The sequence below is a fragment of the Flavobacterium sp. N502536 genome (assembly GCF_025947345.1).
Taxonomy (GTDB): Bacteria; Bacteroidota; Bacteroidia; order Flavobacteriales; family Flavobacteriaceae; genus Flavobacterium.
Window position 1 is genome coordinate 1,737,859 of record NZ_CP110011.1, and the last position, 18,840, is coordinate 1,756,698.

The following is an 18,840-nucleotide window of genomic DNA, read 5'->3' on the forward strand; positions in this document are numbered from 1 at the left end:
CACATCTCACATCTCACATCTCACATCTCACATCTCACATCTCACATCTCACATCTCACATCTCACATCTCACATCTCACATCTCACATCACGTCAGCACAAATCAGTTAATACTTGCTTTAAACATTTTCAACTCATCCCAGGTAAATTCATCACCATGTTTCTCTTTCAACGGACTCAAAGATTCCTCCTGATAAAATTCAAAAGCCTCTCTTAGTGCTAAAATTTTATCGTACGGCAAAACATCTGAAATCTCTACTTTCTTCGCCTGAATCAACTTAACCAAATGCATTTCAACAGTTTGAACAGTTAACTTGCGGATTCTTGCAATATCCTGTATTGAATTTTTCTCCAGCCATAAATCATGCGTTTCTTCAATCGTTGTTTTCTTGACAGTCTTAGGCTCACTCTTATCCAGCTTTCTTGCTGTATAGCGCACCACAGGCTGATCAGCTTTAAAAATATCGGTGTTTGCCATATTAAACTCCTCCCGTATCTTATCAATCTTGTCTAATTTGTAGTTTTTAATCGCTGTAGACGACAATTTTTCTTTACAAATGGTTTCACCTGCCACAACAATTTCTATTAGCAATTTGGCCTTCATTAAGCGCAAAACCGCTTTTGTCTGCAAATCATCCAAAAAAGACAGCTCTTCATAGAATTCTTTTACTTTTTTGAATTTTTGAATTTCGGCCATTTTCTGCAAAAGATCCGTCACCAACTTATCCATCGGTTTAAAAAAGTACGCATAAGCAGCCTCTACCCGCTCCTGAACAAAAATCAAGTCAACCGTTTCTTTATTGAAAATTTTATTGAGCTGATGCACAAATTTTTGCGCCGGATCTGTCAACCCATCAATAGTTTCTAAACGTTTGTGTGCCCAAACCGAATGCTTGGACTTTTCTGAACCTGCAGCATTTTCATTGTAACTAAATCGGTGATTACGCCATTCCTGAGCCAGATCACTCCAGTTAAAACTGTTAATCAAATAGTTATGAATAAAATTCTTCGTTTCAAAATGCAATGAGTTTTTCAAAACCTCCTCACTTGCTTTGTTCAAAGCATAATCCATTACATCCTGATCATTCGAAATACCGTTCATCTGTATCGGAGAAAGCAAAATAAGCCCATTTAAGGACGTTAAACGCGATAAAGCAACATATGCCTGCCCGGGCAGAAAAACCTGCGATACATCAAGCGCAGCTTTCTCAAAAGTTAAACCCTGACTCTTATGCACCGTAATGGCCCAGGCCAGTTTGATCGGATAATGAGCAAAAGTTCCTAAAACTTCTTCTTCAACTTCTTTAGTCAGTTCGTTTACTTTGTAACGGATATTTTTCCATTCGTACTTTTCTACTTCAATTGTTTTATCCTCCTCCGGAAAATGCACAAAAATTTCCTCCGGCGAAAGTGCTTTAATCACGCCCATTTTTCCATTGAAATAGCGCTTTTCAAAAGACAAATCATTTTTAACAAACATGACCTGCGCACCAATTTTAAGCTTTAAGTTTTCTTCTACCGGGAATATTTTTTCAGGAAAATCTCCTACAACAAAAGGCTGGTACGAGAATTCATTACCCGCCAAATCTCCAATAGCCTGATCATTAATAGAATCTGCCTTTGCATTATGTGTGGTAAGCGTGATATAACCCGGATTGTTTTTCAGATCAAAATCAGGCTGAACATACTGGTTTAAAACCTGAATGTCCTGTGGACTAATCTGGTTGTTGCGTAAATTATTCAGAACCGAGATAAAAGTATCATCACTTTGTCTGTAAATCTTTGATAATTCAATATATAACGGCGGATACTGCTGAATTACATGAGAATGGAAAAAGAATTTTCCTTTGTAATAATTCCTTAAAGTTCGCCATTCCTCGTCACGAATTACCGGTGGAAGCTGCAGCAAATCGCCAATAAAAAGTACCTGAACACCTCCAAAAGGGCGGTTGTTTTTACGTACCGTTTGCATCATAAAATCAATCGCATCCAACAAATCAGCACGTAACATACTGACTTCATCGATAATCAGCAGTTCCATATTTCGAATCACATTACGCTTTACATTGTTCATCTTGAAATGTCTGCGAAGCGTTTCCTTGTTCTCAAATTTTACCGTTTCAGTAAACTGAGAAGCTTCTTCATACGAAGGAATAAAGGCCGAAAAAGGCAGCTGAAACATGGAATGAATGGTAACACCACCTGCATTCAGCGCCGCGATTCCGGTGGGAGCCACAACTACAGTGCTTTTATGAGTGGTTGCAATAATTTCGCGCAAAAGAGTCGTTTTTCCGGTCCCCGCTTTGCCGGTCAGGAAAATAGATTTTTGCGTTTGATTGATGAATTGTAAGGTGTAAGCAGCTGCTTCTGTAACGTTTTGCATTAGGCGTAAATTGAAGACTAAAAGTATCGCATTTTTATAAAAGAAAAAACCTAAATCTTGACAGATTTAGGTTTTTAAATTTAACTCGTTGGTTTGGAATTATTTTTTCGCTTCTTCCTTCGCAGCTGGTTTTTCTTCTGTTTTTGGAGCCGCTTTATACTTATCATTCAAAGCTTTAACAACGTCTTTTGTGATGTCGTATTTCTCTTCAGCGTATAAAATTGAGGCAGCATCCCCAGTACCATAAATATAAGAATAACCGTTTTTCTTACCGTAATCTTTGATGAATTTTTTAACTCCACTAACTAGAGAATCCATTTCAACACCACTTTCCTGTTGCAATTGTTGAGACAAAGCTTGTTGAGCATAACCCAATTGTTGTTCTCTTTTTTGTAACTCAGCACCTCTTTGTTGTGCCCAGGCCTGACCGTTTGCCTGTGCCTGACTTTGAAAATTAGCAGCGTCTTGTTTAAAACGTGTAATCTCAGCTTGTAGTTGTCTTCCTTTTTCTTCTGCCTGAGCTTTGTATTTTGCCTCAAGGTCTTTTGCTTCAGTGTATTCTTTCATTAAAACTGAAGTATCTACGTAAGCTGTTTTTACTTCCTTAACTTCTGCAGTTTTGCTACACGAAACGGCGAAAATTGAAAGTGCGATAATTACTAATGCTTTTTTCATTTTTTGAATTTCTATTTTTTTAATGTATTGGAGACAAAAATATAAAAAAATAAATAGCATCAACATAAAGTTTAAAAAATGCTATAATTTTATGATATTGCTTTTATTTATAGAGGGAATTTTTACTATAAAATATCACTATTGAAAGCGGCTTTCATAGCTTTTACCTAAGGCGTTTTCTAAAAAAAGACGACACAAATACTAGGCTTTCACTAAAAAACATCTTAAACGTGCTTATTTTAAGTTTTAAGTTGATTTTAGGGCATAAATCTGCAACAAATAGGCTTTTCCTCCTGCCGCAGCAAATTGGATCGCAAATCATAAAACAATAAAGCCACCAAAACTATTTTTTCAATTTTTGCAGCTTTAAAAAAAAATTAAAGAGAAAAAAAATTCACTTTTTCTAAACCTCCAAATTTTAAATTTGAAATCGCAAAAATTCAAAAAAAGGACCCAATTTTATGACATTGTTTTTATTTATGGAGCAAGATTCTACCATAAAATATCACTATCAAAAGTGACTTTCATAGCTTTTATTTAAGGCGTTTTCTAAAAAAAGACGACACAAACCCTCTATTTACCCTAAAAAACGCCTTAAACACGCTTATTTTGCGTTTTAGCTGTTTTTTAAGACATAAATGTGCGACGAATACTCTTTTGTACTTCCCGCTTTTAAATTTGATCTTAATCCCACTAAAAATGCATTGATATAATTCATTTTTCCGGTTTTGTATTTTTCGGATAACAAACTCACATAAAAAGAATCAAATTTCATCGGAAGTACTTTTTCCAATTTCATATCTACTTTTTCAAAAAGAGACTGAATCGCTTTTTTAGAGAAATGCCAGAAGTGAATTGGCACATCATACGCTGCCCAAAATTCGTTATAATATTTTGCATCATACGATTTGAAATTTGGAACCGCAACAATTAAAGTTCCAGTTGGTTTCAACAAACGTTTTAATTCCTGGATTTGCAATTCTAAATTTGGAACGTGTTCTAAAACGTGCCACATGGTAATCACATCAAAAGAATTATTTTCAAGAGCATCAATTCCGTTTACAAAAGAAATTCCTTTTTCGATCGCAATATTTTTTGCTCTCTCGCTTGGTTCCACTCCAACAGTTTGCCAACCGTCATTTTTTGCCGTTAATAAAAAATCTCCGGTTCCGGCACCAATATCTAAAATTCTTCCTTTTTGAGATTGCTCCGCATTGATTAAATTCAGCTTATTTTTTAAAGCTATATTTTTTACAAAATGATATGCTTTTTCAAACAAAGATCTTTTATTATCGGTATGAGAAATATAATCTTCGCTTTCGTAATATTTTCCAAGATTTTCTAAATCGGGTTGCGGAGAAGTAATCAACATGTCTAAAGTTTCGTCATGATACAACTCGAAAATTTCTTTAGATACAGAATGGTCTTTTACAGTAAGAAAATGTTTTTTGTTTAAAACGTTCATTTTTAATTATAGGTTTTTAATAGAATTTGGCAACATACTTTTTTTTATTACACAACAGCTGTTAATGCAACAAGTTTTAATTTATTACTTTGAAATGCGTATCCATGCATCTCACTAGATTTTTTAGAATTGTTTTTTATACTTTCTTCAATAACATCAGGCTTTCGCAAAGTAGTTTCACGTGGAACAAATTTCTTTTTTTTTATTTTTTCCTTTTCTTAGATCTTCTACCACTCTTTTCTACTATCGAAAAATGTGAAACTTCAAACCTGAAACCTGAAACTTGAAACAAAGAAAACTTGAAACTTGAAACAAAGAAAACCTGAAACAAATAAAGACGCACTAACTGTGCGTCTCTAAATTTTTATCTTCCCATGTAAATCAACAAAACAGAAATATCGCTAGGAGAAACTCCGCTTATTCTTGAAGCCTGAGAAATTGTTACAGGACGAATCTTGCTCAACTTCTGCTTCGCTTCAATTGACATTGACTTTATTTTATCATAATCGAAATTTTCCGGAATTTTCACTTCTTCAAGACGAGTAAGCTTATCCGCATTATTTCTTTCCTTTTCGATATATCCGGAATATTTAACTTGTATTTCGGCTTGCTCTAAAATTTCCTGATCCAAATCATTCTCTTCTATATAGGTTTTCACTTTTTCAAACTTAAGCATATCCTCCAAGTCGATTTGCGGACGAGAGAAAACTTTAAACATTTTATCTCCCTGCGTAATCGGAGCTGTTTCTTTAGCTTCTAAAATCGGATTTGTTTCGGCAACCGAAACACTCGTCTCTCTAAAGAAAGCAACCATCTTTTCAGACTCACTTAATTTCTTCTCCATTCGGCGCAAACGCTTTTCAGAAGCTAAACCAATTTCGTGTGACATTGGCGTTAATCTAAAATCGGCATTATCCTGACGCAACAAAGTTCTGTACTCTGCTCTTGATGTAAACATACGATAAGGTTCTTCCGTTCCTTTCGTAATCAAGTCGTCAATCAAAACTCCAATATAAGCTTCATCACGTTTCAAAATCAACGGCGCTTTTTCATGTACTTTCAAATGCGCATTTATTCCAGCCATCAAACCTTGAGAAGCCGCTTCTTCATATCCTGTTGTTCCGTTAATTTGTCCGGCAAAATATAACCCTTCAACCAACTTTGTTTCCAAAGTATGTTTCAATTGCGTTGGCGGGAAATAATCATACTCGATTGCATAACCCGGACGGAAGAATTTCACATTTTCAAAACCGGCTACAGAACGCAATGCTTTAAATTGAATATCCTCCGGAAGTGAAGTCGAAAATCCGTTCACATAAACTTCGCAGGTATTCCACCCTTCCGGCTCCACAAATAATTGGTGGCGTTCCTTATCTGCAAAACGATTAATCTTATCTTCTATAGATGGGCAATATCTTGGCCCAAGACTTTTGATCCTTCCATTAAACATTGGCGAACGATCAAAACCTTCTCTCAAAATATCATGAACATCCAATGACGTGTACGTCATGTAACAAGAGCGCTGATGCGTTAACGGAGTTGTCAAATCAGAATAAGAAAACTTATCCGGCTTTGCATCTCCTTTTTCTTCGTTCATTTTCGAATAATCCAACGAACGACCATCAACTCGTGGTGGCGTTCCCGTTTTCATTCTTCCTGCTTCAAATCCTGCCCGAACTAAATCTTCAGTGATTCCTGTTGCAGCACTTTCACCAGCTCTACCTCCACCAAACTGTTTTTCTCCAATATGAATCAAACCGTTTAAAAAAGTTCCGTTTGTCAACACAACCGATTTGGATCGAATCTCAACTCCCAGCGAAGTTTTGATTCCTTTTATCTTTCCATTCTCAATAATCAAACCTTTGACCATCTCCTGGTAGAAATCCAAATTTGGAGTTCCCTCCAACATCATTCTCCATTCCTCAGCAAAACGCATTCGATCACTTTGAACTCTTGGAGACCACATTGCTGGTCCCTTCGATTTATTCAACATCTTAAACTGAATTGCAGTTCGGTCAGAAACAATTCCTGAGTATCCTCCCAACGCATCAATTTCACGCACAATCTGTCCTTTTGCAATTCCACCCATCGCCGGATTACAAGACATCTGTGCAATGTTCTGCAAACTCATGGTCACCAATAAAGTTTTGGATCCCAAATTTGCTGCCGCTGCCGCGGCCTCAGAACCTGCATGACCAGCACCGACTACAATAACATCGTATTCTTCTAAAAACATTTCTTTTTACTATTCTCTGGAAACCGTTTAAGGCGGTCCTCAGAATTAATTTTTACATTCTTTTGTTCCACGTGGAACTTGTGTTTTGTTTCAAGCTTCACGTTTCAAGCTTCACGTTTCAAGCTTCACGTTTCAAGTTTCAAATTTTCAACCTCAAACTAGAAATACCTACTCACAGCTTAACACTTTACTTCTTCAAGTCTTCATGCTTTTCAAGTCCATTGTTTCACGTGAAACAATTAAAAACTTTCCAAGATCAGAATTATCCCTGTTCCACGTGAAACATTTATACACTCTCCGAAACACAAAAACCAACTTCACTTTTCACATGTTCCACGTGAAACACTTTAAAATATTCTTTCTTTTTTTATGATTTGTTTCACGTGGAACACATAAAAACAAATTCAATAAAAGAATTTAAGCTACTGTTCCACGTGAAACATAGCTATTTTTTCATCTTCTTTAGAACGCATTAACTCGGCTTCCGCATCACTCTTATCTTTGTAACCACAATAATGTAATATACCATGAGCCAAAACTCGCTTTAATTCTTCTTCAAAAGATACATTAAAATCTTTAGCATTATCCTCAACTCTTTCAACAGAAACAAATATATCTCCGTTAAGTTCGTTTCCAACAGTGTAATCAAAACTGATTATATCTGTTAGTGTGTCGTGATCCAGATATTCTACATTTATCTTATGAAGATATTCATCGTCACAAAAAATATAATTTATCTCTCCTTCGTTCTTATTTTCAGAAACGATTACTGCACTTAACCAATCAGAAAAGGCTTGTTCGTTGTCTAAAGTAAATTCGGTTTCGTAATTAAAATTGATCATTTTGTATTAAAATATTCTTGAACCTTTTGATTAAAATTCGAGCGCAAAGGTAGTGATTGTCTGTTTAATATCTCTACACTGTTTAAATATTCCAATAATGAGCTCGGTAATGCATTTGCTCTATTAGAAAATTCAGCTTTATTAGTTTCAGATTGACGCTTCGTATCTTGTCCCTGCTGCTGAACTGCATTGTTCAATTTTAGCAATTCTTGCTGAATATTAAGAATACGCTGCAAGTTCTCATTCTTAAACCCTTTATTTAAAAGTTGCTTTTCAGAAGCTTTCATTTGATCTATTACCGACTTCCCTTGAGAATCCAATCCTTTTTTTGCTAACTCTTTTTGCAAAGCTTCACGCAACTTTACTTGCTCTTTATAAATTTCCATAATCGCTTCAGCATCTCCTTCTCCATCATCACCCTCTTTATTCTCATTTCCTTTTCCACCGTTCTTATTTCCCTGACCGCTTTTACCACTTCCATTTTTACTCTGACCGTCTTTACCCTGCCCCTCTTTTCCATCACCACTTTTTCCTTCTCCTGGTTTATCACCAGATTTCTCTCCCGGTTTATTACCAGACTGCATACCCGCTTTCATCTTATCACCCAAACCTTTTTGTTTTTGAATAATATCCGGCAATTGCATTCCTTGTCCATCACCTGGTTTTGGTTTTCCCGATCCCGGTTTTGACATCGACATCTGCATGTTGTTTAATAAATCACTTAAAAAATCGGCTAACTTATTAGCAGAAGAAACGGCATACTGCTGATGGGATACTCCTTTCGGAACCTGAACATCGCTTAAACTTTCGATCGCTTTATCAATATTGTACTGTACATTACCTATTTCCTTGGTTACATCTTCTGCCACTTTTGGGTTACGAAGTGACAAAGCAAACAAACTATCATCGACATAACGGAACTGCTGTTTCAAATTTTGCTGTACTTTAATGTTCTTGGTATAAGCAGAAGATCCCAATTTCATAGTTCTAAACTGTTTCATCACATCTTCCTGAGATAAAGAATACGCTAAAAGGTTATCCAAAATTTGACGTAACATGGCAACATCTTCTTCCATTTGCTCCTGCTCTCCACCCTCCATACCGGCATCCATTTGTTCGGCCATGCTTTTCATTTTCTTAGCAGCACTCTTCTGTTTTGGTTTGGCCGACGATGAATTCTTTTTACCCAACTCCTCAGAAGCTTTCTGCAAATCATTCTTCACATCTTTTTCTTTCGAAGCATCAGATGGAATATCTAATGGAGCTTTTAATGTTTTATTTTCTTCTTTCAGATCCTTTAAATCTTCCTGAATTTTATCAAAATCTTTATTGATGTCTTCCTGCTTATCCTGTGTATTCTCTTTGTCTTTATTTGAAAGTTGTTCTTGTTTGTCTGCAAGCTTGTTCAATTTTTCAGCAACCTGTTCTGCTTTTTTAGACACATAAAAGCGTTTGGTTAATTCTACCAATTGCTCCAAATTACGAGATTGGTTCTTACTGATCTGCTTGAACTTTTCCATTTTATCAAACAAATCTTCACTATTCAATTTATCATTTAGGTTCTTCAATTCATCCATTAACTTCTGATTCTTTTCCAAATCCTTCTCTGCATTATCGAGTCTCTTTTGTAAATCCTCAGCTGTTTTGTCTTTCTTATCCGATTGAAACTTGTCTAAATTCTTATTCATTTTTTCCGTAAACTGCTTCATCAATTCGTCTTGTTGCTTCTGACGTTTGATAAAATCATTTACTTTTTGCTGATCTTTAAACTCTAAATTATCTTTTTCTTTTCCTGCTTTCTGAATCTTATCCATTTCAGAAAATTGCTTGGTTTGATTTTTTAACGATTTCTCTAAACTATTAATGTTCGCATTCTGTTGTTGCAGTTCCAAATCATGAATTTCATCCGTAGTTGAAACACGATCCGAGAACACAGAAGATCTTGTACTCTTGAATCCATGAGGCGCATCATTATCAAAAACTTCAAAATAGTATTCGTAAGCTACTCCTTCCTGCACCGCCAGATTGCTTGGAAAATTAAAAACAAACTGATCAAATACTCCAGACTTCACCGGTATTGTTCCACGCTTGGCAGTGTTTGGTTTGTTTCGCTCGTAATAAACAACCTGTAATTTAGACAATCCGTAATCATCTCCTAACCTTCCTAAAACATAGTTTTTATCTAACTTTAAACTATCCGGAGCAGGCGCAACATTGATTGTTGGATGCTGATCCTTGATAACTGACAGCTGATAATCTAATTTTTCGTAGTTTTTAACCTTATTATTCGAGGTAAGAATTTGATATTCTGTATTTTGACTGATGCTTTTAGCCAATTTAAATTCATTTTCATCCTTATTAAACTTAAAAACTGAGTTTTCGTCCTTCCAAACGATCTCCTGAGTAGATTGTGTTTTCATTTTCCAGGTCACCAAAGTTCCTTCAGGTAAAATAGCATTACCAGTTCCCTGAATAATTTCTGATTTCCTTTTTAAATAAGATGGAAAATTAAGAACCATTTCGAAGTTAGCAATTGACGGTACTGTTATAACTTTCAACTCATACTCCTCTGATGAAACTGAATTTCCTTCAAAAGAAAAGGAAACGTTTTCTACTGGTTTTTCAATTTTGAATTCGAACTTTCCTGGTTGAGATGATTCCATAAAATAACTTTCATTACCTATATGAATCATCACATTCTCCGGAACCACCTTTCCAACAGATTCCATTTTGATAACGAAATCTTTGTTCTGTTCAGTCTGCAGATTCTGATTCAGCACCACAAATTTAAAAGGTGCCGGTGGCAGGAATGTAGCGTTGAAATGTACTACTCTATTTAAACTTTGATAAATAACAGTGCTGTTCCCCGAAACATAAAACACCACAAAAAGCAAAACCGGAACGATCGCTAATGGCAAATATTTTTTATTGGTTTTAAAATTAATCGCATTCCCAAAAGGAATTGGCTGTAAAGAATTAGCTTTTTGCTCTATCGAAGCCAGCATTAATTCTGAACTTTCAGCCGAACTTTCGGAGGCTGACAATTGCAAAAAGTTAGTTAGTTTATCACTTACTTCTGTAAAATGATTTCCAATAATAGCCGAAGCCTGATTGTAATCTATTCCTTTTTGAAGTTTGAACAACTTAAAAACCGGGAATAAAATAAACCGAAACAAAAGAAAAACTTCTACTCCTATAAACAACCAAAACAATACGGTTCTTCCAAACGGTTTTAACCATAGGAAATACTCGATGAAAAGTGTAAAAAGAAAATACAACAATCCAAAACCAATAAAAAGAAGTCCTCCTTTTATCAATTCGTTTGTATAATATTTTTTTATAAATGCTTCTAGCTTTTGGTATATAGCAGATGTTGTTTTCAATGTGAATCTGTTTTATTTATAACCTATAAAAGTACTAATTTTAATGATATAATGATCAATTCGATAATTAGTCAATTGTATTACAAATAAGATGTTATCACAATTAAAGTCATTTTCTAATTATCTAATTAGAGTCGTATCTTTGCATCAAAATTTATACAAATGTCAAAGCAAGTTCGTGTGCGTTTTGCACCAAGTCCAACAGGACCACTACATATTGGCGGAGTGCGTACTGCCCTATTCAATTATTTATTTGCAAAAAAAAATAATGGTGTTTTTTATTTAAGGATTGAAGATACTGATCAAACCCGTTTTGTTCCCGGTGCAGAAGCTTATATTATGGAAGCACTGGAATGGTTAGGAATTGCTCCTGAAGAAACTGTAGGGAAAAATGAAAAATTTGGTCCGTACAGACAAAGTGATCGTAAGGAATTGTACCAAACTTATGCCAGTCAACTGATCAATTCAGGATGGGCCTATTATGCATTTGATACTCCGGAAGCTCTTGATGCTTTGAGAAAAGAACAAGAAGCTGAAGGAAAAACATTTATTTACAATCATACTATTCGTGAAAAACTAGATACTTCATTAGTAATTTCTGCTGAAGAAGTTGCTCAAAGAATCGCTAATGGAGAGCATTATGTAATTCGTTTTAAAACTCCGGTTGATGAAACATTACATTTGAAAGATATTATACGTGGTGATGTAAAATTTGAAACCAGTTTATTGGATGACAAAGTATTGTTTAAAAGTGACGGTATGCCTACTTACCATTTAGCCAATATTGTTGATGACCATTTGATGGAAACTTCACACGTAATTCGTGGTGAAGAATGGTTACCATCAATGCCGCTTCACGTTTTATTGTACAGAGCTTTTGGTTGGGATGCGCCTGAATTTGCACATTTACCTTTGATTTTAAAACCAGTTGGAAACGGTAAATTATCAAAAAGAGATGGTGATAAATTAGGATTTCCTGTATTCCCGTTAGAATGGAAAACAGAAGATGGCATTTCTTCAGGTTACAGAGAAAAAGGATTTTTCCCGGAAGCAGTTGTAAATTTCCTGGCTTTGTTAGGCTGGAATGACGGAACTGACAAAGAATTATTTTCATTAGAAGAATTGGTTGCAGCTTTTGACTTAAACAGAGTTCATAAATCAGGAGCAAAATTTGATCCTGAGAAAAACAAATGGTTCAATCATCAGTATCTTATCAAACAAAATGATGCTGATTTAGCGAAAGACTTCTCTCCTATTCTAACTGAAAAAGGTATTGATGTTTCTAAATTTGATCTGACAAGAATTGTTTCTTCAATAAAAGAGCGTGCTCACTTCGTATCAGAATTTTGGGATTTAACGGATTTCTTTTTCCAGGCACCAACATCTTATGATGAAAAAGCAAGTAAAAACTGGAAGGAAGAAACACCAGCTTTAATGCAGGAATTAATTTCGATTCTTGAAAATATAGAAGATTTTACTTCTGCCAATATTGAAACTATCGTAAAAGATTGGTTGACGAAAAATGAAATTGGAATGGGCAAAGTAATGCAGCCTTTCCGTTTGAGTTTGGTTGGAGCTTTGAAAGGTCCTCACCTATTTGATATTGTTGAGATCATTGGAAAAGAAGAAACGATTTCGAGAATTCAAAATGCAATTACAGCTTTATAAACAGAATTCTAATTAAATACAAAAACGCTAAGTAACATAAAACAAATGTACTTAGCGTTTTTTTAATGTTTTAAAAATTTAAATTGGAAGAATATTCGTAATTTACAGCATCAAAAACTAAATCAATATCACCATGAACACAGCATTTATTATCATTTTAGTCCTGGCATTCTTTATACTGATGTCCTCTTTTTTTACTGTCAAACAACAATCTTCGGTTATTATAGAAAGATTCGGTAAATTTTTGAGTGTCAGAAATTCAGGTTTGCAATTAAAAATTCCGTTGGTTGATCGCTTGGCGGGACGTGTGAATCTAAAAATTCAACAGTTGGATGTTATCATCGAAACCAAAACGAAAGACAATGTTTTTATCAAAATGAAAGTTTCGGTTCAGTTTAAAGTTATTCAGGAAAAAGTATATGATGCTTTTTATAAACTGGAATATCCACACGATCAGATTACTGCTTATGTATTTGATGTTGTTCGTGCCGAAGTTCCTAAGTTAAAACTGGATGATGTTTTTGAAAGAAAAGATGATATTGCCATTGCAGTAAAAAGAGAATTAAATGAAGCAATGACTACTTATGGTTATGACATTATCAACACTTTGGTTACTGATATTGATCCGGATATTCAGGTAAAAAATGCTATGAACAGAATTAATGCAGCTGACAGAGAAAAAACTGCTGCCGAGTTTGAAGCAGAAAGTTCCAGGATCAGAATTGTTGCTAAAGCAAAAGCCGAAGCCGAAAGTAAACGTTTACAAGGTCAGGGTATTGCAGATCAGCGTCGTGAAATTGCCAGAGGTCTTGTAGAAAGTGTTGAAGTTTTGAACAATGTTGGAATTAATTCTCAGGAAGCTTCTGCCCTAATTGTGGTTACACAGCATTATGATACATTACAAGCTATTGGTGCCGATGCCAACTCCAACTTAATCTTGTTACCAAACTCTCCACAAGCCGGAAGTGATATGCTGAACAATATGGTTGCTTCTTTCACCGCGTCTAATCAGGTTGGTGAAATGATGAAGAAAAACAATAAGAAAATTGTAAAACCAAAACCAATCGAACCACAACAATCTGGTTACGAAGATGATATTGAACCAGAAGTAAAATAACCAAATTATACTATATTAAAAAAGAGGCTCATTTGCCTCTTTTTTTCTTTATAAACCAATTGATAATATAGGGTAAAATTGATTGTAAAATTTGTGGATAGGAACTGAACAGGTATTCTTTATAAGAAGAAAAAACTCCGTTCACTATACTTTGCGGTGTTATAGACTCTTTCGTTTTTTGAAAACTCAGTACCATTTTTTGATAATTGATCTCTTTCTCCAGTTTCAGAATTTCTAAATCTCTTTCGATTTCCGCATATGATGAGTATTTTTTTGTCTCCATAATTAATCATTAAAAAATATTTCTGAAAATTTCTCCAAAATTGGTCCTTCTACAAACTTATCTTTTACAAAGAAAAGCAATATCGTAGCCACAAGATACAACCCACCTACTGTTAGAAATCCCAAAGCATAACTTCCGAACAGATTACTAAAAGCGAAAGCTGCTGCAACAGATCCAAAAAGTAATACCATTCCAACACATAGTAAGATCAAAGTAAATTTAAAAATTAAGGTGGTCGACTTCATTGCAACCTTAAAACCCCAAAGTTTATAGTAGGCCAAATGACTATCGAGATAAATTTTAGCCTGATCCTGAATATTTTCAGTATTTTCTTTTAATTCTTCAAAAGCCATAATTGTAATTTTAATTAAAAAAAGAAGCACAAAACTCATGATTTAAAAATTGCAATTTGATTATTCTAAAGAATAAAATAACCAAAACAATCAATAAAATCATACTAAGCTTTGTGCTTCCTGGATTATTATTTCTGAAGTTTAGCGTTGTGCGCTTTTAAATCAGCCAATTTAGCTTCTAAAAAACTAATTACTTCTTCTGTTTTATAACTCATATTTGAAAGTAATTCACCATAGGTTCCATCTAAATTTTCTTTTGCATGTGAAAACTTATCACGCAATACCTCAGAACTTGCTGAAAGTGAATCTTTCAAATTATGCGCTGCATCATCTAAACCTTCTTTAAGTTTAGCACGGGTTTTAGATCCTTTGTCGGGAGCAAATAAAATTCCAATCGCTGCACCAGCGGCCGCAGCACCTAAAATTGCTGCTACAGTATTTAAGTTCTTTGACATAATATTTCGTTTAAATGATTAATAAAGGTACTCTTTTTTTAATTTATAAAATACTGACTTGAGGTTATTTAATAAAAGTTAACAGTAAATTTAATACGCATAAGCTACAGCTTCATACTTTCCATCTGCTTTTTCAACAATGCTCACAAACGGATATCCACTTGAAGCTAGTTTTGATTTTACTCTCATTGCAGTTTGATTTTTATTGGCGATTGGCGATTCTCCTTTTGTCTTTGTTGAGACACCAGTAAAATTAGCTACCTGTTTCAAACCAACTGTCTTTTCCTGAGGTAAAACGGTAACCAATTTGTAATCTGATTTAGAATCGACTACCACTTTATCAGATACTTTTTTTGATTCTTTTGTTTGTTTGTTGGTTAACTGTGAAACAGCATACTTGCTAATTTTATGTTCTTCTGAACTTCCATTGAATGTATAATAAATTAAATCATTTTCCTGTTTGATAAAATTAACATCCAGCTGTTCACCATTATGTTTTGTAATTTGATGGGTCTGCCCTATTGCAATATTTGCAAATAAAAACGATAGTGTAATAATGATATTTTTCATAAGTAGATAAACTTTAAATTCTTAAATATTAGCAGTCAAAAAATGAAGATCAAAATTTGAAACTATCAGTAAAAATAATTCTATGTTATTTACCATTATGACATCACTTTGAAAAAATACTGATACACTGATGTATTATCAAAATCAAGTCACAATAAAAATTAGAATATAAAATAACTGATACGAATTCGTGTTTAGAATTAAAACTAAAATAAAAAATTAGTCATTTTTAAACTTTAGCCCAACTCAATTTCGATTCCCAACTATGATTTCAAATTATCGAAAAAAACTTCTTCTATTTGACATTTGCATAAAAATACGAACTTTATAAACAATTGCGTGTTAATAACCCGTTAAACTGAGAAAAATAAGGTCAAAAATTAAAATAAAGACCCAAAATCAACGATTATTCAATAAATGAGTTAGGAGATGGAAGAAATAAAAAAACGGCTTAGAACTAAATTATGAAAGCGGTTTTTAATACAAATCATCTATATATTTTTAAACTATAATAGTTTTTATAAATAATAAATTATATAATCAAAAAATACAATTTTAATAACTAAAATTGATTCTGAAATTTATAGGTCCATATCTCGAAAAAATCTACAATTGGATCAAAATTTTGGTCCGAATATACAAAACGAATGTAACTGGCAATTTTATAAACAAACTGTTGTTAATAAGGTCAAAACTACGCTAGAATAAAGGCTGAAATTAAAATAAAGCCTTATTTTTAACTATTTTTCAAAAGATGATTAATGAGTCGGAAGAATTAAATTTTTCGCTTAAATCTAATTTATGAAGGTCATTTTTTAAATAAAACATCTATTATTTTTTACAAAACAATAGATTATATAAATAATAAATAAAATACTTAGTTTTTAAAATAATAATAAATAAAACTAATAATAAATTTTTCCCTATTCCTTTTCACTGAAAATCTGAAATTGGATTCAAATTTTGGCTTCAATTTTACAAAACTGATAGAATTCTTAGCTTTACAAACAATCTGTTATCGATAAGAGTAAAATCAAATCAAAAAAAAGGTCAAAATTAAAATAAAGCTTAATTTTTAACTATTTTTTAAAAGAGGATTATTAGGTAGGAAGAATTAAATTTTTAGCTTAAATCTAATTTATGAAGGTCGTTTTTAATCTCTAAAAATTATACTTTTTTAAAAATCAATAGAAAATATAAATAATAAAAAAAGCGCTTGTAAAAAGCGCTTTCAATAGATTGTAATTATATTATTTTTTAATCATCTCGGTAAGAATTTCAATTTCTCTCTCCGAAGCATTTTTCGGCGGATTTAAATGTAATTTTAAAATTTCTTCCTCAAACTGATTTCTCAAACTTTCATTTTCTAAATCTCTTAAATTCAAAAGTGCTTTAGATCTCACATAAGTCGATTCGCTACGAAGTGACATGTTGTATAATTTTTTAATATCCTCTTCTTCAAAATCAACAGATTTCAGACTTGAATATTTCAAAATAAACTGAGCAAACAACAGTGAACCCTTATTATTGTTGATATTCTTCTTTAAAGAATTTTGTAATAAAGAAAAACTAGAAACATTTTTGATGCTCTCCCCTATTGCACTTTCAATCGCAATACGCTCAGCTTTTGTCTCAACTTTAAAATATTTATTAATATCTTTCAAAGAATTATTGATACTGTTTTCTTCTTTTTTACCCTTTTCTTCCCAGGCATCTTTTAGTCCAACTGTTTTGTTAAATACTAATTTTGAAGGAGTTGAATCTTTATCAACAGTAAAATAACCCAAACGCTGAAACTGAAATTTATCTTCATTTTGAGCTGTTGCCAGGCTTGGTTCAACAAATCCGGTAATAGTTTCTAATGAATTTGGATTGACAAAATCTAAGAAATTTTTCTCTTTATAACTGTCTGGAGCTTCGTCTGTAAACAAACGATCGTACATACGAACTTCGGCTTGAACAGCATGCTGAATAGAAACCCAATGTAAGGTTCCTGATACTTTTCGTTGACTTGCTTCGGTACCGCTTCCGCTTAAAGAATCGGTATCATAAGTTACATGAATTTCCGTAATATTTCCATCAGAATCTTTTATAACACTTTCTCCTTTAATGATATAAGCATTCTTAAGACGTACTTCTTTACCTAAAGTCAAACGGAAAAATTTAGCCGGAGCTTCTTCTAAAAAGTCTTCTCTTTCGATATATAATTCTCTTGAAAAAGGTACTTTTCTGAAACCGGCATTCTCATCTTCCTGATTGTTCTCGGCTTCTAACCACTCTTCTTTTCCTTCAGGATAATTCGTAATTACCAATTTTACAGGGTCTAAAACCGCCATAACACGAGGTGCAATCTTGTTTAAATCTTCGCGGATACAGAACTCTAAAACAGATACACTAATCAAATTATCACGTTTTGCAATACCAATTGTATTAGCAAAATTACGCAATGAAGCAGCTGTATAACCACGTCTTCTTAATCCCGAAATAGTTGACATTCTTGGATCATCCCAACCGTTAACATGCTTTTCCTTAACCAGTTGCTGTAATTTTCTTTTACTTACAACCGTATGTGATAGATTACGTCTTGCAAATTCTCTTTGCTTCGGACGTAGTTTATTTTCTTCTAAAATCTGATCTAAAAACCAGTCGTATAATTCACGATGTGGCAAGAATTCAAGTGTACAAAATGAGTGTGAAATACCTTCTAAATAATCGCTTTGTCCATGAGCCCAATCGTACATTGGATAAATTTTCCAACCATCACCGGTTCTATGGTGATGTTTGTGCAAAATTCTGTACATGATAGGATCACGCATGAGCATATTAGTCGATTTCATGTCAATTTTAGCACGAAGTATATGCGTACCTGCCTCAAATTCACCGTTTTTCATTCTTTCAAACAAATCCAGGTTCTCTTCAACCGAACGATTTCTGTACGGGCTATCCGTTCCTGTAGTGGATGGAGTTCCTTTTTGAATGGCCATATCTTCTGAAGACTGGCTGTCTACATAGGCTTTATCTTTTTTAATCAATAAAACAGCCCAATCGTATAGTTGCTGAAAATAATCTGAAGCATAACGTTCTTCTGACCAGCTATATCCTAACCACTCCACATCTTTTTTAATAGCATCAACAAACTCCTGCTCTTCTTTCTCGGGATTTGTATCGTCAAAACGTAAATTTACAGGTGACTGATAATCAATTCCCAAACCAAAATTTAATGCAATAGAACTCGCATGTCCAATGTGCAAATAACCGTTTGGTTCTGGTGGAAAACGAAAATGAAGTTTAGTTTTAGAAAGACCTGATTTTAAATCTTCTTCTATGATTTGTTCAATAAAATTGAGTGATTTCTCTTCTGATGCCATTATTTTATAGTAATTTTAGCAAAGATAAAAAAGTTTACAGTT

13 protein-coding genes are annotated in these 18,840 nt (G+C 33.7%); 2 read left to right on the forward strand and 11 right to left on the reverse strand.

Annotated elements, in window-relative coordinates:
- Nucleotides 1-103: 103 nt before the first annotated feature.
- The 6 genes from OLM61_RS07720 to OLM61_RS07745 all read right to left on the reverse strand — a co-directional run bounded on the left by OLM61_RS07720 (nucleotide 104) and on the right by OLM61_RS07745 (nucleotide 10,984).
- Nucleotides 104-2,383 carry a helix-turn-helix domain-containing protein gene (locus OLM61_RS07720; protein WP_264525807.1) on the reverse strand — a complete coding sequence of 760 codons (2,280 nt, stop codon included), beginning with the start codon at nucleotides 2,381-2,383 and terminating at the stop codon, nucleotides 104-106.
- A gap of 99 nt (nucleotides 2,384-2,482) precedes the next feature.
- Entirely contained in the window at nucleotides 2,483-3,058 is a 576-nt protein-coding gene (locus OLM61_RS07725; RefSeq protein ID WP_264525808.1) for an OmpH family outer membrane protein, read from the reverse strand.
- Nucleotides 3,059-3,674: 616 nt separating this feature from the next.
- Entirely contained in the window at nucleotides 3,675-4,523 is an 849-nt protein-coding gene (locus OLM61_RS07730; RefSeq protein ID WP_264525809.1) for a class I SAM-dependent methyltransferase, read from the reverse strand.
- Nucleotides 4,524-4,887: 364 nt separating this feature from the next.
- The gene (gene mnmG, locus OLM61_RS07735; protein ID WP_264525810.1) at nucleotides 4,888-6,759 is read right to left on the reverse strand and encodes a tRNA uridine-5-carboxymethylaminomethyl(34) synthesis enzyme MnmG; all 1,872 of its coding nucleotides are present in this window, start codon (nucleotides 6,757-6,759) and stop codon (nucleotides 4,888-4,890) included.
- A gap of 422 nt (nucleotides 6,760-7,181) precedes the next feature.
- Nucleotides 7,182-7,601: an rRNA maturation RNase YbeY gene (gene ybeY, locus OLM61_RS07740; protein WP_264525811.1), complete on the reverse strand. Its 420-nt coding sequence runs from the start codon at nucleotides 7,599-7,601 to the stop codon at nucleotides 7,182-7,184.
- Entirely contained in the window at nucleotides 7,598-10,984 is a 3,387-nt protein-coding gene (locus OLM61_RS07745) for a DUF4175 family protein (protein WP_264525812.1), read from the reverse strand. The genes ybeY and OLM61_RS07745 overlap by 4 nt, the downstream gene beginning before the upstream one ends.
- A 162-nt stretch (nucleotides 10,985-11,146) precedes the next feature.
- On the opposite strand from OLM61_RS07745, the gene gltX reads away from it, so the two are divergent.
- Together gltX and OLM61_RS07755 are read left to right on the forward strand one after the other, a co-directional pair.
- A complete protein-coding gene (gltX, locus tag OLM61_RS07750) occupies nucleotides 11,147-12,652 on the forward strand; it encodes a glutamate--tRNA ligase (protein WP_264525813.1) in 1,506 nt (501 codons plus the stop codon).
- Nucleotides 12,653-12,785: 133 nt separating this feature from the next.
- A complete protein-coding gene (locus OLM61_RS07755) occupies nucleotides 12,786-13,769 on the forward strand; it encodes an SPFH domain-containing protein (protein WP_264525814.1) in 984 nt (327 codons plus the stop codon).
- A gap of 28 nt (nucleotides 13,770-13,797) precedes the next feature.
- Here OLM61_RS07755 and OLM61_RS07760 read toward each other — a convergent pair whose 3' ends face one another.
- From OLM61_RS07760 to OLM61_RS07780, 5 genes are all read right to left on the reverse strand, one after another.
- The gene (locus OLM61_RS07760; RefSeq protein WP_264525815.1) at nucleotides 13,798-14,052 is read right to left on the reverse strand and encodes a DUF6327 family protein; all 255 of its coding nucleotides are present in this window, start codon (nucleotides 14,050-14,052) and stop codon (nucleotides 13,798-13,800) included.
- A gap of 2 nt (nucleotides 14,053-14,054) precedes the next feature.
- The gene (locus OLM61_RS07765; RefSeq protein ID WP_264525816.1) at nucleotides 14,055-14,405 is read right to left on the reverse strand and encodes a competence protein; all 351 of its coding nucleotides are present in this window, start codon (nucleotides 14,403-14,405) and stop codon (nucleotides 14,055-14,057) included.
- A 128-nt stretch (nucleotides 14,406-14,533) separates the two neighbouring features.
- Nucleotides 14,534-14,860, reverse strand: coding sequence for a YtxH domain-containing protein (locus OLM61_RS07770; RefSeq protein ID WP_264525817.1), 327 nt, complete (start codon nucleotides 14,858-14,860; stop codon nucleotides 14,534-14,536).
- A 90-nt stretch (nucleotides 14,861-14,950) separates the two neighbouring features.
- On the reverse strand, nucleotides 14,951-15,430 hold the full coding sequence (locus tag OLM61_RS07775; RefSeq protein WP_264525818.1) for a hypothetical protein: 480 nt from the start codon (nucleotides 15,428-15,430) through the stop codon (nucleotides 14,951-14,953).
- A gap of 1,250 nt (nucleotides 15,431-16,680) precedes the next feature.
- Nucleotides 16,681-18,798, reverse strand: a complete 2,118-nt coding sequence (locus OLM61_RS07780) for a glutamine--tRNA ligase/YqeY domain fusion protein (protein WP_264525819.1) — start codon at nucleotides 18,796-18,798, stop codon at nucleotides 16,681-16,683.
- Nucleotides 18,799-18,840 lie beyond the last annotated feature (42 nt).